Source organism: Mucilaginibacter paludis DSM 18603, from assembly GCF_000166195.2.
Taxonomy (GTDB): domain Bacteria; phylum Bacteroidota; class Bacteroidia; order Sphingobacteriales; family Sphingobacteriaceae; genus Mucilaginibacter; species Mucilaginibacter paludis.
Map to the genome: position 1 here is coordinate 6,141,214 of NZ_CM001403.1, position 14,382 is coordinate 6,155,595.

A 14,382-nucleotide genomic window follows, 5' to 3' on the forward strand; every position below is an offset into this window, starting at 1 on the left:
ATTTCTGTAAATTTTAATTCAAAAATTTGCAGTTAAGGCATACCTTTGCCTGCTTGAAGTATTAATGGGATCCGACATCGAAAATAAACAAATTAACCGGCAGCTTTTTGGGGATGATTTTGAGTGGGGCGTATCAACAGCGGCTCCGCAAATTGAGGGTTCTTTAGATACCGATGGCAGAGGCCGTTCTGTTTGGGATGTATTTACCCAGTTAAAGGGGAAAGTTTTAAATGGCGACACTGCTCATACCGCCTGCGATTTTTATAACCGTTACCGGGATGATATCGCTTTAATCAAACAACTTCATATACCTAACTTCAGGTTCTCTATTGCCTGGCCACGCGTTATGCCTAACGGCACGGGTGAGGTTAATCAAACCGGGATAGACTATTATAACAGTATTATTGATTTTTGCCTGGAATGCGGTATTGAGCCCTGGGTAACTATTTACCATTGGGACCTGCCCCAGGAACTGGAACTAAAAGGCGGCTGGACCAATCGTGATATTGTAAGCTGGTTTAGCGATTATGTAAAGGTTTGCATTGCCAATTTTGGCGACAGGGTGAAAAACTGGATGGTAATGAACGAGCCTGCCGTATTTACCGGCGCAGGTTATTTTTTAGGGGTGCATGCGCCCGGCCGTACCGGTATTAAAAATTTTTTACCCGCTGTACATCATGCCGTATTATGCATGGCTACCGGGGGCAGGCTATTGCGCCAGGCTTTGCCCAATGCCAATATCGGTACTACGTTTTCATGCTCTGATATAGCGCCTTATTCAACTAATCCGCGGGACGTATCTGCTGCCAACCGGGCCGATATTTTTTTCAACAGGATATTTATAGAGGCAGTTTCGGGCATGGGGTATCCCGACGATATTAAGGTACTTAAAAGGATAAAAAATTACATCAAGCCTGGTGATGAGCAGTTGATGTCTTTCGATTTCGATTTTATCGGGATCCAGAACTATACCCGCGAAATTATCAAGGCGTCGTTTTTAGTACCTTATATTGGAGCCAAAATAGTAAAAGCCGAAAATCGCGGCGTCCCGTTAACGGCTATGAAGTGGGAGGTATACCCGCCGGCTATTTATAATGTCATCAAAAAATTTAGCGCATATCCCTTTGTTAAAAAAATTATCATTACCGAAAATGGTTCGGCTTTTCCGGATGAAGTAAAGGATGGCGAGGTTCATGATCCCCTCAGGTTAGCCTATTTACAACAGCACATGGCCCAGGTATTAAAGGCGAAGCAGGAAGGCGGTAAAGTTGCAGGCTATTTCATCTGGACGCTAACGGATAACTTTGAATGGGCCGAAGGCTATCATCCCCGATTTGGAATTATTCATGTTGATTTTAAAACGCAGCAACGTATTATCAAAGGATCGGGAAAATGGTACGGTGAGTTTTTGAAAGGCTGATGGTTGTAGTTTTGTTCCTGAAAAATTAATTCCGTAGAGGCTGATTGCTTGCAAGGGGAGGATGTTAACCTATCGAAAAAACGTTGTCATTTCGATGAGGTACGAGGAGAAATCAAGTTCTGACGAATAGTGTGGGTAAAATAGTTTTAGTTTGTCTGCTGGAATTTGAAGCCGTAATTTGTAATAGAATAAAAGCCCATTTGTTTTGCTGCTTTTCTGATGAAAAACAAATCAGTAAATTACAGTTTATAATGGCGTCTTCTTAAGTTAATGATTATCAGTGTGTGTGCTCCAAAAATCAGTATTCTTAATTTAGAGCCAGATCCTTACTCAGTTATAACACGTCCTTTTTTTTGTGCGCGAAAGCGGTCATCCTGAGCCTGTCGAAGGACGTGCGGTATGGCCCTGTACGATGTGTTTTTTTATGCGGCTTATAATGGTGTCTATGTAGGGTCTGCTGAAAAACCATCGCTGTTCGGAGTCTCTGACTCCGAACGACTATGTCTGTAGTCTCTGACTACAGTAAAAAAGCTTTGTTGTATGACTCTTACTATTCATTTTGTTTAATAAGTGTCTTCAAGTGCATTTAACTTATGTGTAAAAGAAAACGATTATTGATGTTTGCTGTTTATGGTGGTAGTAACAATGATTGGCATTAGCCTGTAGTCGGAGACTACAAGCATAGGCATTCGAAGTCAGAGACTTCGAATAGCGACTTTTGTCTATAATTTACAAACCGAATTTTTACTACCCATACAAAATTCATAGAGCCAGAAATCTCCTTTTGAGCGCGAAGGGTCTGCTGTATACATATCGCGCACAAAAGTTCCATCCGCTATCAATGACGTAGTTCTAAGTAGGCAGTAAAACACTATTCAATAATCACTTGCCTCCGTCAATATCTCTAAAGCCGCATTATCCAATTTTAATTCTGTAGCCTTTATCAAATCCTGTAATTGTTCAACGCTGGTTGCGCTGGCAATAGGTGCTGCTATGGTATCGCGGGTAAGCAGCCAGGCTATCGAAACTTGTGCCGGGTTTGAGTGGTATCGCGCAGCAACCTCGTCTAAGGCTTTTAAAATTTTTAAGCCGCGGTCATTCAGGTACTTTTTGTTGCTCACGCGTTTAGTGTTTGCCAAATCCTGTTCGGTACGGTACTTACCTGTTAAAAATCCACTGGCAAGCGCATAATAATTAATAACGGCTATGTTGTTTTCGATGCATACCGGTTGAAGGTTTATTTCAAAATCTTCCCTGTCATACAGGTTATATAAGGGTTGCAGGGTTTGATATGCAGCCATGTTATTCTTTTTACTAACTGCTAAAGCCTCCGCTAAACGCTCTCCGCTGTAGTTTGAGGCACCAATGGCGCGTACCTTACCCTCTTTAATCAGTTGGGTAAAGGTTTCCATGGTTTCTTCCAAAGGTGTTTCCTTGTCATCGTCGTGCGATTGGTACAAATCGATATAATCAGTTTGCAGACGCTTTAAAGAGTCTTCTACCGCCCGTATGATGTACGCTTTGGAAAGGCCCTTTTTATCAGGTGCCATTTCTTTACCTACCTTGGTGGCAATAACCACCTCGTTGCGCTTCCCGCTTTTTTTAAGCCAGTTGCCAATAATGGTTTCCGACTGCCCACCAACCTTGTTATGTGCCCACGCAGAATACACGTCGGCGGTATCGATAAAGTTGATGCCTGCGCCGGTAACGGCATCAAGCATTTTGAAGGATGTGTTTTCGTCTATCGTCCAGCCAAAAACGTTGCCGCCAAAACAAAGCGGACTAACGTTGATGCCGGTATGACCTAATTCTTTTCTGTTCATTTAAAACGTTATCTTAAGATTGAAATGTTGTGGGCGGAACCGGTTTTGTAATATGTTCCGACAATTCGTCCACCCAACCCGAAAAATAAGGCTCAGATCCTGTAATCCTGATCCATTTTCCGGTATAGTCTTTTGCTATAGTCAAATATAAGGTTTCATCTAAAGATATAAACTGGTAAACCTCGTCAAATGACGAATGACTGACCGGCTTAACAATTCCGTATACTAACCCATCGCTGCCTGTTAATGTAGTTTCAAAAGCTTCCATAATTAATTATCTGATATAATTGATTAACGCATTGTTTGTTGATGTGTTTTAAATAATGTTGGGGCACCTTCTCATTCTGATGATTGAATATTAATTAATAATTAATATATTTTTAATTAACGTAAAACAGTAGCCTGTATATCACGTTATAACACAATTTACCTTCTACTTCTATGCTATGATAACAAATAACAAAGTGAATTATTACCAGGTTACACAAGGCGTTTGGGGTTTAAAAACCCTTTTTTCAAATGTTTATATGATAGCTAACCGTAAAGGTGTGGCGGATGGTTGGGTTTTGGTTGATACCGGTGTAAGGGGTTATTCGCGCCAAATTATTAAAGCGGCAGAAGCATTGTTTGGAGCAGGCACCCGGCCTGAGGCCATTATATTAACTCACGGGCATTTTGATCATACGGGTAATTTGATAGAACTGCTTAAACATTGGGATGTACCGGTGTATGCGCACCCGATGGAGTTACCTTATTTAACCGGGAAATCATCTTATCCACCGGCAGATCCGGTGGTAGGGGGCGGATTAATGGCCTGGATGGCCTGGGCTTATCCTACCAGCCCGATTGATCTGGGCGAAAAAGTGCAGGCGCTTGATGTGAGCGGCGATATACCTGAGTTACCCGAATGGAAAACTGTACATACGCCCGGACACACTCCCGGCCATGTTTCGTTATTTTTTAAATTGAATGCAACCTTAATTGCTGGCGACGCTTTGGTTACTACCAAACCCGAATCTGCCTTTTATGCTTTGTCGTTCGCGCAAACATTATCAGGGCCGCCTAAATATCTTACTACAGACTGGGCAGCTGCGGCGCAATCTGTAAGGAAACTGTACGAACTCGAACCACGCACAGTAGCCACCGGCCACGGTTATCCGATGAGAGGACGGGAATTGCAGGCAGCACTCAAAAAACTGGCTGATAATTTTGAAGATATTGCTATCCCGATGAGCGGCCGTTATGTACGTGTGCCTGCAATGGCCGATGAAAATGGGGTAGAATATGTTCCGCCAATAGCACCTTCGGTAAAATTTAAGGCGGCTGCATTTGCTATAGCCACAGTGGCTGTCGGATTTTTCGCGGTAAGAGAGGTGCAGAAACGGTTTTTATGATATAATACCTGCTATATTTGTGCATACCAAAAGTAGCGCGCTTGAATCCGGATATTCTTAAAAAAGTAGTAAGTACCCCAATGCCGTATGGCAAATATAAAGGCACCTTAATTTGCGATTTGCCAGTTCATTACCTTGAATGGATGTATGCGCAGGGCTTTCCGCAGGGTAACCTGGGGATGCTGCTGCATACCATCCACGAAATTAAGATCAACGGGTTGGATTATCTGTTAAGGCCATTAAAAAATAAGTAGCAGCGCAATGCAAATTTGAATTTGAGATGATTAAACTATTGGCCATTTAAAAACTCCAAGCCTTTAAATTGCGTATATTGTGTTATATATAGTTTAATCATGAAGAAGATAGGTTTGTATTTTTTAAGTATCATATTATTGTGGGGCTGTGCACAGGGACAGCCTGAAAATCATAGTTTTGCCAAGTTACCGGAGCCAAAAGCCGGAGAAAAAGTTGCTGCTTTTGCAGGCGGGTGCTTTTGGGCCATGACGGAAGCCATGTCTGAACTCAAAGGCGTTAACAAGGTGGTTGCCGGATATTCAGGTGGCACCGTTAAAAACCCGACTTACGAAAACGTATGCACCAAAACTACCGGGCATGCCGAATCGGTACAGATTTATTATAATCCGTCGGTAATTAGCTACGCGCAATTGGTTGAAGCATTTTTTTATGCCCATGATCCAACTACAATTGACAGACAGGGACCTGATGAGGGCGACGATTACCGGTCGGCTATATTTTACCGCACACCCGAAGAAAAAGCTACAGTTGAGGCCCTGATCAAAAAAGTAAACGCAACACACCATTACAGCAACCCGATAGTTACACAGGTAGTACCCTACAAGGTGTTATATCCTGCCGAAGTGTACCACCAGGGATATTACAGAGCACACCCGGAAAGTGGTTACATTGCAAGTGTATCGGTGCCTAAAGTGATGAAAATGCGCAAGGCCGTTCCGCAACTATTGAAACCGGAGTTTGCTAAATGAAATGTGCGTATTGAGATGTGAGTATTGCGTATTGAGAAATGAAAAATCTCAAGTTTCACATCTCAATACTCAAATCTAAAAATGCCTACAAATAATTCAAAGCCTGCGGGCCATGGTTAAAAAGTAAATCTACAATACTTAGGTTTTTTAAAAAGCCCTGCCTTTCTTCAAATAACTGGAAATACGTTTTTTGATTAAAGGGATTGCTTTTTTTAGGATTGATAATCAATCTAAAGTCTTCCTGATCCGGGTATTCAGCTATATAATCATCTGTAAATTTAATATCGGCTTTTATTTTAGTCAGTTTAAGTATCAGTTGCAGTTGCTGCTCGTTAAAATCAAAAAGATACTCGTATTTGTTATGATAAAAGGGCGCTAAATCGTCCTCGTAATATTCAAAATAGGCAGACCGGCGGTAGCAATTTTGCAGGCTTAGCCAATGTAAGCGCTGCCAGTCAAAATCATAACTTATTTTAACATCCTTAACTTTAGTGTGTACTTTAGCGCCCTTGGCTACCGGGACGGTTAATGCCAATACCCCGTCGGGCGAATAGATGTGCGCGCGGTTACGATAAGTCTGTTTGATAAAGTTCTCTTCGCGTTCTACTAAAAAGTTGGATTTGTGTTTATTTAATTGTATAAAGTATTCAACGGGAGGCAAATAAAACATTGGCAAAATAGCCCCTTCTTCGGTCATATATATTTTTTATGTTTGTGGTTGGATTGTTGCAAAAATAATGATAAAAGCAGGGCTTTCAAGAATAGTGTTTTTCTTTTTATACCTGCTGTCGTTATTGCCGTTTTGGTTTTTGTATCTATTGGCTGATGGTATTTATATCGTTCTTTACAAGATAATAGGTTACAGGCGTGAAGTGGTATATCAAAACCTGATTAATTCTTTTCCCGGCAAAGGTGCTGAAGAGATTAAGGTGATCGAAAAAAAATACTATCGCTACCTTGCCGATCTGATAGTGGAAACGATTAAGATGATCAGCATATCGGCCAACGAAGTTAAGCGCAGGATGAAGGCTACCAACCCTGAATTAGTTACGCATTACTATAACCAAAACAAAAGCATTATAGCAGCAGTAGCTCATTATGGTAATTGGGAAATGGCCGCTCATCGTTTTAGCCTGATTCCGGAATATCAAAAAATTATAGTATATAAACCGTTGTCAAACAAGCGGGCCGATCAATATTACCAGCAGATTAGAGGGCGCTTTGGTGCGATGTTGGTACCCATGAAATCAACACTGCGTAAACTTGCAGCACTAAAAAATGAGTTGACATTTACTGTATTGGTGTCCGACCAGACCCCGGTGCAGCACGAGGCCCAATATTTTACCCGGTTTTTAAATCAACCAACAGCTTTGTTTTTAGGGGTAGAAAAAATGGCGGTAATGTTTGATACCGTAGTAGTTTTTGCTGATGTTCGTTGTGTTAAACGCGGCTATTACGAATATAAAATTGTAACCTTGTTTGATTATGCCAAACAAACCCAACCTTATGAAATTACCGATACCCACACAAAATATTTGGAAGAGATGATTAATAGAGAACCCCAGTATTGGTTATGGTCGCACAGACGATGGAAGTTTAAACCGGAGGGCGCTGTTTAATGAGCTTACCTAAAGTAGCCGTAGTAATACTAAACTGGAACGGCAAAAAATACCTGCACGATTTTTTGCCATCGGTTTTGGCATCTACCTATCCTAACCTTGAAATTGTGGTGGGCGACAATGGCTCTACCGATGATTCTGTGCAATTTTTAAAGCAGAACTATCCAACTGTAACCGTTTTACAAAACGAAGAAAATTTTGGTTTTACGGGTGGATACAACAGGATATTGAGCCGCGTTGAGGCAGATTATTATGTTTTGTTAAACTCGGATATCGAGGTGCCTACCGGATGGATAGAGCCAGCCATTAACTTAATGGAGAGCGACGATCTGATAGCAGCTGCGGCACCCAAAATAAAATCATTTAAGCAAAAAACATATTTTGAGCATGCAGGTGCTGCTGGCGGCTTTATTGATAAGTTTGGCTACCCTTTTTGCGAGGGACGTATATTTTTTGATATAGAAGAGGATAGGGGTCAGTATCAAGTATCGAAAGAAGTGTTTTGGGCATCGGGAGCGGCCTTGTTCATCAAAAAGAAGTACTGGGACGAGTGCCTGGGCTTTGACGAGCGTTTTTTTGCCCACATGGAAGAGATAGACTTATGCTGGAGGTTAAAAAATATGGGTTTAAAGGTAATGTACTGCGCCGAATCAGAGGTATACCATGTTGGTGGTGGGACTTTGGATACCGAAAATCCATTTAAAACGTATCTCAATTTTAGAAATAACCTGGTATTGCTTAAAAAGAATTTACCTTTTTCGAGGGCCGTGATCATCATACCCATCAGGATGGTGTTTGATCTGATGGCCGTTTTTAGATTTTTAAGCGAGCGTAAATATAAAAATGCATGGGCGGTAAGCCGGGCCCATCAAAATTTTGTAATAAGGTTATTCAATAAAAATATCACTACGGTAAAATCCCGTTATCGCAATTACAATTTAACCGGCATGTACAGGCGAAGCATCGTCGTTGATTTTTTTGTGAGAAACAAAAAGCACTTTAGTGATCTTGATCCGGCGGATTTTTTGTAGGTGCTTCATTAGGTTTAGCTAAGCTGCCATCTGGGAAATACACCTGGATATCGCGCTTTGGGTGGGGGATTTCTATACCCTCTTTTGCAAATTGCATATATATTTCGCTTAACACATTGCTTTTAAGCGCCGTCCACTTGCCAATTTCAGCAGCCCAGAAAGATAACTTAAAGTCGATGGAGCTTTCGCCAAAGTTATGCAGATATACGGCAGGTGCGGGTGATTTCATAATATCTTCATGATTATTAACCACGGCGTTTAAAATGCCTTCTACCTTACTTACGTCAGATCCGTAGGCAACGCCAACTACAAATTCAACCTGCCGGTTGTTGTTGGTTAAGGTCCAGTTAATTACATGCTGAGAGATCAGATCGCCGTTAGGCACAATCAACTGAGAGCCATCACCACAATCAATTTTGCTTGACCGGATGCCTATCTCTGTAATAACACCCGATTTACCACTCACCTCAATAATATCGCCTACCTGTACCGGTTTCTCAAACGCCAGGATAACGCCCGATACCAGGTTATTAACAATGTTTTGCAAACCGAAACCAATACCTACACCCAAGGCGCCGATAATAATAGTTACCCGGTCCATAGGGATACCTGCGGCGGTTATCGCTACAAAAAAGCCAATTACAAATATAGTTAAACGGATGAGCAGGATGGAAGAACGCGTTTTTTTAGCATGCGGTGTCAACTTGGTTTGTTGTCCGGCAAAATCGTAAAAATAACTGATTACCCTTGCCACCAAGCCCGATATCCAGATCACGATAATAAAAATCAATACACTGCCCAGCGTAAAAGCCGTACTGCTGAATTTGTACGGATGGTTTAAAAAATCGCCCACCTGGTCGTACAAGTAGTCGTCTATATACAGATTTTTGGTCAAAGCAATTAGCCAAAGTATCGCCGCTACCTTGATCACCACATCTTTAAACTTTTTTTGCAATACTTTAAAGTCGATGTATGAAGTTTGGTTTTGATTATCAGCACTCTTGTTAGCTTCTAATTGTAAAAACAAACTCTCCATTAATATTTGTACAAACAAGTACATACCCATGCCCAGGCAAAGGTTAAAAACGGCCATTGTGCCCATAATTTTAGCCAGGCTAAAGCGGCCCGCTATATTCAATAGCACAGATATGCCATTGAGCGCGATAAATATTTTTACAATGATCTCCATAAAAGGAGGGTAATTGCCTGGTGTTGCCTTTAAGTACTTTAAAATAGAGAATGATGTGTAAATGGCTACGGCCGAGAGTAGTAACAGTAAAATTCTGTCGGCATAAGTTACTGCGAGCATCAAATCGCTAACGGTGAATAACAGTGTTAACACCAATAATACCAACCAATAGTTAAATAATGGTTTTGGCCAGTTGTGTTTAATCAACACGCCTGTGCACACCATCGAAATAAGCAGCATAGTTTGAGTAAATATCTCGGCCGGATGATCGTAAAGATAAGGCGCCAGGATACTTAAAACTGCCAGGGATGAAGCAAAAGGATGTTTAACAATATAGTGTGTTTGACTAAAAGTAGCGGTTGCGTCGCTCTTTTTTAGCCGGGCTATTTTACGTTTGCTGTTAAATATCCATGCAAAAAATACCACCAGCAGCAAAACGCAACCCAGGTGGCTCCAGTAATTTGCCTTACCTGTAACAAAATATTTATATAATCTGGAGTTAAGGTTATAGGTCTGATCAATTGCACTGCCGGTAGCATACTTTTGGGGATGCATATCCCAAATGAACCCATTTTCGTTGTTGATGGCGTTAACTGTAAACTTTTGGATCTTAATATCTACCTTATCGTTAAGGTCGATCATCAAAATAGTTAAGGATGAAATCCGGTTTTGTAATAAACCTATTTTAATGATGGATTTTTTGGAGCAACTATCTAACTTTTGCCACTTAACCTCAAGCTCTTGTACTTGTAAAATGTATTTATCCTGCAAGGTACTATCTTCTGGAGCGCTGTGTACCACACTGTCTTTTTTAAATTTTACAATGTCGCCATGGATAGAATCTAATTGGTTGCTGTAGCGGGTTAACTTATCTTCCCAGCTATTGAGCTGGTCGGTAATATGATCAACCATAGTCCTGATAGTAACCAGATAGCCCAGTGTGCCCGAGTTGTCAATGGTTGTTTTCATCAGCGCCATCCGCTTTTCCAACGTAGGCAGGCGCTGGCTGATATCAAGCGTATCAAAACCCTTTGACAGATCTGAATTGGTTTGGATATATAAGCTCGTATAGTCCTCTATCCGCCCCAACAGATCATCTAACGAAGCATCATCTGTGCGCTTAAACGATCTCATCAGCGAAGTGCGCTCCAAAACCTTTTCGCGCAGAGAATCCCTTAAACTCCGGGAAGTTTTTTTCTTGACCTGTGCTGAGCCGTCGTGTACCACCGTGATCAGTAATAAAGAAATTAAAACTAACGAAATCAGTTTAAACAAGGGGCGCATAGCTTATCGTATTATTCGTTTAATAGGGCTTCAATGGCAAGTCGGTACGAGTCTAATCCAAACCCGGCAATTACACCTTTGCAGTTGGCGGCAATCATTGATACATGCCTGAATTTTTCGCGCTTATGCACGTTAGAAATGTGTACCTCAATTACCGGTACGTTGATGGCTGCAATAGCATCGGCAATAGCGATAGAAGTATGCGTATAGGCCGCAGCATTGATGACGATGCCTTGATAGCTAAAACCAACTTCGTGCAGTTTATTGATCAATTCGCCTTCAACGTTGCTTTGAAAATATTCAATCTCAACATGAGGGTAGCGTTGGCGTAGTTCGGCTAAATAACTTTCAAAATCCGAGCTCCCGTAAATAGATTTTTCACGAACCCCGAGCAGGTTTAAATTTGGTCCGTTGATAATTTGTATCTTCATCTGCTCAAATATAAAACATTTAAAATACTGTGGATTGGCAGAAAGCAAAAAAAGGCTTTAGTTCGTACTTAAGGCTCGAAAAATCGTTGTCGGCTAATTCTGTAGGGGCGTACCTGGGCGATCTGGATAAATTGATCCAGTTTGCAGACAGTAAACTGATTAAACTATACCCCGATACTATCGGGATGAATGATTTACGGGAGTTTATTATGTGGGTTAATGAGTTGGGTATGATACCCTCATCACAGGCGCGCATCATTTCGGGCATCAAAGCTTTTTACAAGTATTTGCTGATGGATAACCAACTCAGCTATGATCCCTCCGAATTACTGGAAGCGCCCAAATTAATGCGCAAGCTGCCTGATACTTTGAGTATTGTTGATATTGATAAACTGATAGATGCCATCGACCTGTCGAAACCGGAAGGCATGCGCAATAAAACCATGATTGAAGTACTATACGGATGTGGTTTGCGCGTAACCGAACTGGTTAATTTGCGCATATCAAACCTTTACCTGGATATCGAATTTATTAAGGTTTTAGGCAAAGGTAATAAAGAACGTTTGGTACCCATTGGTGCCCAGGCCATCAAATTTTTAAAGATCTGGCTGCAAGAGGTGAGGGTACATACGCCTGTAAAAATGGGGGAGGAGGACATTGTTTTTTTAAACCGGCGCGGCAACAGGTTAAGCAGGGTTTATGTTTTTATGATGATTAAGGAATTGGCTGAAAAAATCGGTTTAAAGAAAAGCATCAGTCCGCATACTTTCAGGCACTCGTTCGCTACGCATTTGATTGAAGGTGGGGCAGATTTACGCGCCGTACAGGAAATGCTGGGCCACGAAAGCATTACCACTACCGAAATATATACCCACCTTGACAGGGAATATTTAAAGGGCGTTATTATAGAGCACCATCCCAGGAGCTGAAGAACAAAGCTAACAAAACTGTTGAAGTAGAGTGGCCAGCCCTGCATGGTTAATGGCTGTAAACTCGTCATGCAAAGGCGCCAGGACGCTAAGCATAAAAAATGAGAACTTTGCGCCTTAGCGTCCTGGCTTGATTTTTAGCGAGGCTTTACAATCAACCCCGATTTAAAAATTACATCTTTTTAAATCAGCCTCAACCTGTTGATCATCTAATAATCCCAGTTTATTGCCGTATGAGTTGTTGATATAGGTTAATACTTGTGCAATTTCCATCGGTGTTAAATCACTTTGAGCTGGCATTTGCTGGTTATAAGTTTTTCTGTTGATGGTGATGCCTCCCTGTTTGCCGGTTTTTATTGAGCACGACAAATTGTGCAGATTGTTTTTAAGGTATACCGAATCGTTAAGCGGCGGCATTAAAGCGCCCAAGCCCTCGCCATTGGCGCCATGACAGTTTTGGCAATGGGTTTGATAAACGGCCAGACCCGCAGTATAATAACGTTTGAAATTAAGGTCGGACTCGGACTGGCACGACGAGATGATGATCGCCACAGCCATAAAAATACCAATAGCCAAAACAACCTTTTGCTTCATTATTTTTCTTGCTGTAAAGTATGCATATCGGCAACTAATTGCTTAACCTGGTCGGGTACTGTGCCATCATACGATCCACGGATACGCTTTTGCTTGTCAACCAGTACAAACCAACCCTGGTGAATAAAGCCACCCTTACCTTCGTTTACAGATACCAGGTAATGTTTTTCGGCTAACTGGTAAACAACCTCTTTTTGGCCCAGCAACAACCACCACGAGTTGCCGCTGATGCCTAATTTATCAGCATAATCTTTTAAAACCGGTACCGTATCGTGTTTAGGGTCGATGGTATGCGATAGTATTTTAACGTTCGGATCGTTTTTAAATTCGTTGTATACCAATAACATATTGCGCTGCATAATGGGGCAGATAGAGGGGCAACTTGTAAAAAAGAAATCGGCTACGTAAATTTTACCGTCCAGGTTTTTATTGGTGATGGTATCGTTATACTGGTTAACAAATTTAAACGCAGGTATAGTTTGGTAAATGGTATCAACAACCGATTTACCATCTACTGTTTTAGTTACCGTTTGGCGTTCCCCATAAATGGGTAAAGTTTTAGTAGCGGCAGAGTGGCATGCATTTAAAAAAGCTAAGCAAACCATTGCCCATAGTAGTTGTTTCATTTTTTAACGTTTTTTTGCAAGTACGCTTCAGACTGGGCGGTTGCGTCTACCAGCATGGAATCTATTTGTTTTACCTGGATTTTTTGCGCTTCCCAATATTTCATAATATCATCATGGTTTTTCCCGGAATTATCCAGGCTGAGTTTTCCCATCCAGTCGCTCATTTTTTCATCAGCATAAACTAACTTATTACTTAATTCAACAGCCTCTTGCTTGTTCAATTTCAAACTATCAGCTTTTTTAATCAAAGTATCCAGCTTCATTTTATTGATCATGGCTTTTTCGTCGTTGGCCATTACCTTTTCGTGGCTGTCCAATACTTCTTTCTGCAAAACCTTTTCTTCTTTTTTTGCATTGGCACAAGCACTAAGCATAAGCACTGATACCGCTATGTAAACTAATTTATTCATCCTTTTTATAATGGTTATTAAAAGCGGCAACGTAATTCTGCTTATCTCGCATAAGTAATAAAATCAATATTAGGTAGCACAAACCCTTCTTCTTTCATCAAAGTGATGATTGATCCACGGTGATGCGTACCATGGTTGATTACATGTGTCATAATATCAGATAGCCGTGTGGTAAAAGTATCACCTTTTGAATTGGTATAAGTAATGTTCTTGTCAAAATCATCAGGCTGTAGCTGATCAATAAATTCTACCCAGGCCTGGTGGTAAATTTCCAGATCGTTCCTCATCTCTTCGGGCAAACGTTCGCCCCATATTATAGCCTTTTGCGGAGCACCAATACACCTGTCGAGCCAGATAAGCTGGGCCGATAACAAGTGTGAAAACAATTGGTATATGCGCTCGTTTTGAGGAAACTGCTTTTCAAATTTGGATAGCAAAATATGGCCTGCCCATTTATCGTATTCAAAGAGTCGTTTAAAATATCGTTGCATTTGGTTGGTATTGGTTATTGAGTGATTAGGTTATTGATTGGCTTATTGGTAGATTGATTGTTGATTTAAAAGCTGGATTTTGATAATTAATTACCTGATAATGTGCTGTTTGTTTTATATCTGTTGCGAATTATTGA

General features: G+C 41.1%; 16 protein-coding genes. 7 read left to right on the forward strand and 9 right to left on the reverse strand.

What is annotated here, in order from left to right; translation table 11 throughout:
• Nucleotides 1-64 precede the first annotated feature (64 nt).
• Nucleotides 65-1,420: a GH1 family beta-glucosidase gene (locus MUCPA_RS25730; protein WP_008510369.1), complete on the forward strand. Its 1,356-nt coding sequence runs from the start codon at nt 65-67 to the stop codon at nt 1,418-1,420.
• Nucleotides 1,421-2,295: 875 nt separating this feature from the next.
• Here the strand turns inward: MUCPA_RS25730 and MUCPA_RS25735 are convergent.
• Complete coding sequence (locus MUCPA_RS25735) at nt 2,296-3,243, reverse strand: aldo/keto reductase (protein ID WP_008510370.1); 948 nt, start codon at nt 3,241-3,243, stop codon at nt 2,296-2,298.
• 13 nt (nt 3,244-3,256) lie between these two features.
• Entirely contained in the window at nt 3,257-3,511 is a 255-nt protein-coding gene (locus MUCPA_RS25740) for a hypothetical protein (RefSeq protein WP_008510371.1), read from the reverse strand.
• 178 nt (nt 3,512-3,689) lie between these two features.
• Between MUCPA_RS25740 and MUCPA_RS25745 the strand changes: the two genes are divergently transcribed.
• From MUCPA_RS25745 to msrA, 3 genes are all read left to right on the forward strand, one after another.
• Nucleotides 3,690-4,637: an MBL fold metallo-hydrolase gene (locus MUCPA_RS25745; RefSeq protein WP_008510372.1), complete on the forward strand. Its 948-nt coding sequence runs from the start codon at nt 3,690-3,692 to the stop codon at nt 4,635-4,637.
• Between the two features lie 41 nt (nt 4,638-4,678).
• Entirely contained in the window at nt 4,679-4,891 is a 213-nt protein-coding gene (locus MUCPA_RS25750; RefSeq protein ID WP_040626444.1) for a DUF3820 family protein, read from the forward strand.
• A 99-nt stretch (nt 4,892-4,990) separates the two neighbouring features.
• Entirely contained in the window at nt 4,991-5,641 is a 651-nt protein-coding gene (gene msrA, locus MUCPA_RS25755; RefSeq protein WP_008510375.1) for a peptide-methionine (S)-S-oxide reductase MsrA, read from the forward strand.
• Between the two features lie 85 nt (nt 5,642-5,726).
• Here msrA and MUCPA_RS25760 read toward each other — a convergent pair whose 3' ends face one another.
• Entirely contained in the window at nt 5,727-6,338 is a 612-nt protein-coding gene (locus tag MUCPA_RS25760; protein ID WP_008510376.1) for a WbqC family protein, read from the reverse strand.
• Between the two features lie 40 nt (nt 6,339-6,378).
• Here MUCPA_RS25760 and MUCPA_RS25765 point away from each other — a divergent pair, with 40 nt between their 5' ends.
• Complete coding sequence (locus tag MUCPA_RS25765) at nt 6,379-7,260, forward strand: lysophospholipid acyltransferase family protein (RefSeq protein ID WP_008510378.1); 882 nt, start codon at nt 6,379-6,381, stop codon at nt 7,258-7,260.
• On the forward strand, nt 7,260-8,291 hold the full coding sequence (locus MUCPA_RS25770; protein ID WP_008510380.1) for a glycosyltransferase family 2 protein: 1,032 nt from the start codon (nt 7,260-7,262) through the stop codon (nt 8,289-8,291). The genes MUCPA_RS25765 and MUCPA_RS25770 overlap by 1 nt, the downstream gene beginning before the upstream one ends.
• Here MUCPA_RS25770 and MUCPA_RS25775 read toward each other — a convergent pair.
• Entirely contained in the window at nt 8,260-10,764 is a 2,505-nt protein-coding gene (locus MUCPA_RS25775) for a mechanosensitive ion channel family protein (protein ID WP_008510382.1), read from the reverse strand. The two genes, MUCPA_RS25770 and MUCPA_RS25775, sit on opposite strands and share 32 nt — an antisense overlap.
• Before the next feature lie 11 nt (nt 10,765-10,775).
• Nucleotides 10,776-11,195 carry a type II 3-dehydroquinate dehydratase gene (aroQ, locus tag MUCPA_RS25780; protein WP_008510384.1) on the reverse strand — a complete coding sequence of 140 codons (420 nt, stop codon included), beginning with the start codon at nt 11,193-11,195 and terminating at the stop codon, nt 10,776-10,778.
• Nucleotides 11,196-11,224: 29 nt separating this feature from the next.
• Here aroQ and xerD point away from each other — a divergent pair, with 29 nt between their 5' ends.
• The gene (gene xerD / locus MUCPA_RS25785) at nt 11,225-12,124 is read left to right on the forward strand and encodes a site-specific tyrosine recombinase XerD (protein WP_008510387.1); all 900 of its coding nucleotides are present in this window, start codon (nt 11,225-11,227) and stop codon (nt 12,122-12,124) included.
• A 165-nt stretch (nt 12,125-12,289) separates the two neighbouring features.
• Here xerD and MUCPA_RS25790 read toward each other — a convergent pair whose 3' ends face one another.
• Genes MUCPA_RS25790 through MUCPA_RS36415 form a run of 4 tightly spaced genes read right to left on the reverse strand, consistent with a single transcriptional unit; the run spans nt 12,290 to nt 14,245 of the window.
• Nucleotides 12,290-12,718, reverse strand: a complete 429-nt coding sequence (locus tag MUCPA_RS25790; RefSeq protein ID WP_008510389.1) for a c-type cytochrome — start codon at nt 12,716-12,718, stop codon at nt 12,290-12,292.
• On the reverse strand, nt 12,718-13,344 hold the full coding sequence (locus MUCPA_RS25795) for an SCO family protein (protein ID WP_008510391.1): 627 nt from the start codon (nt 13,342-13,344) through the stop codon (nt 12,718-12,720). The genes MUCPA_RS25790 and MUCPA_RS25795 overlap by 1 nt, the downstream gene beginning before the upstream one ends.
• Nucleotides 13,341-13,754 carry a hypothetical protein gene (locus MUCPA_RS25800; protein ID WP_008510393.1) on the reverse strand — a complete coding sequence of 138 codons (414 nt, stop codon included), beginning with the start codon at nt 13,752-13,754 and terminating at the stop codon, nt 13,341-13,343. Before MUCPA_RS25800 ends, MUCPA_RS25795 begins: the two co-directional genes overlap by 4 nt.
• Nucleotides 13,755-13,795: 41 nt before the next feature.
• Nucleotides 13,796-14,245 (reverse strand): DinB family protein, encoded by a 450-nt coding sequence (locus MUCPA_RS36415; protein ID WP_008510395.1) that lies wholly within the window; start codon nt 14,243-14,245, stop codon nt 13,796-13,798.
• Nucleotides 14,246-14,382 lie beyond the last annotated feature (137 nt).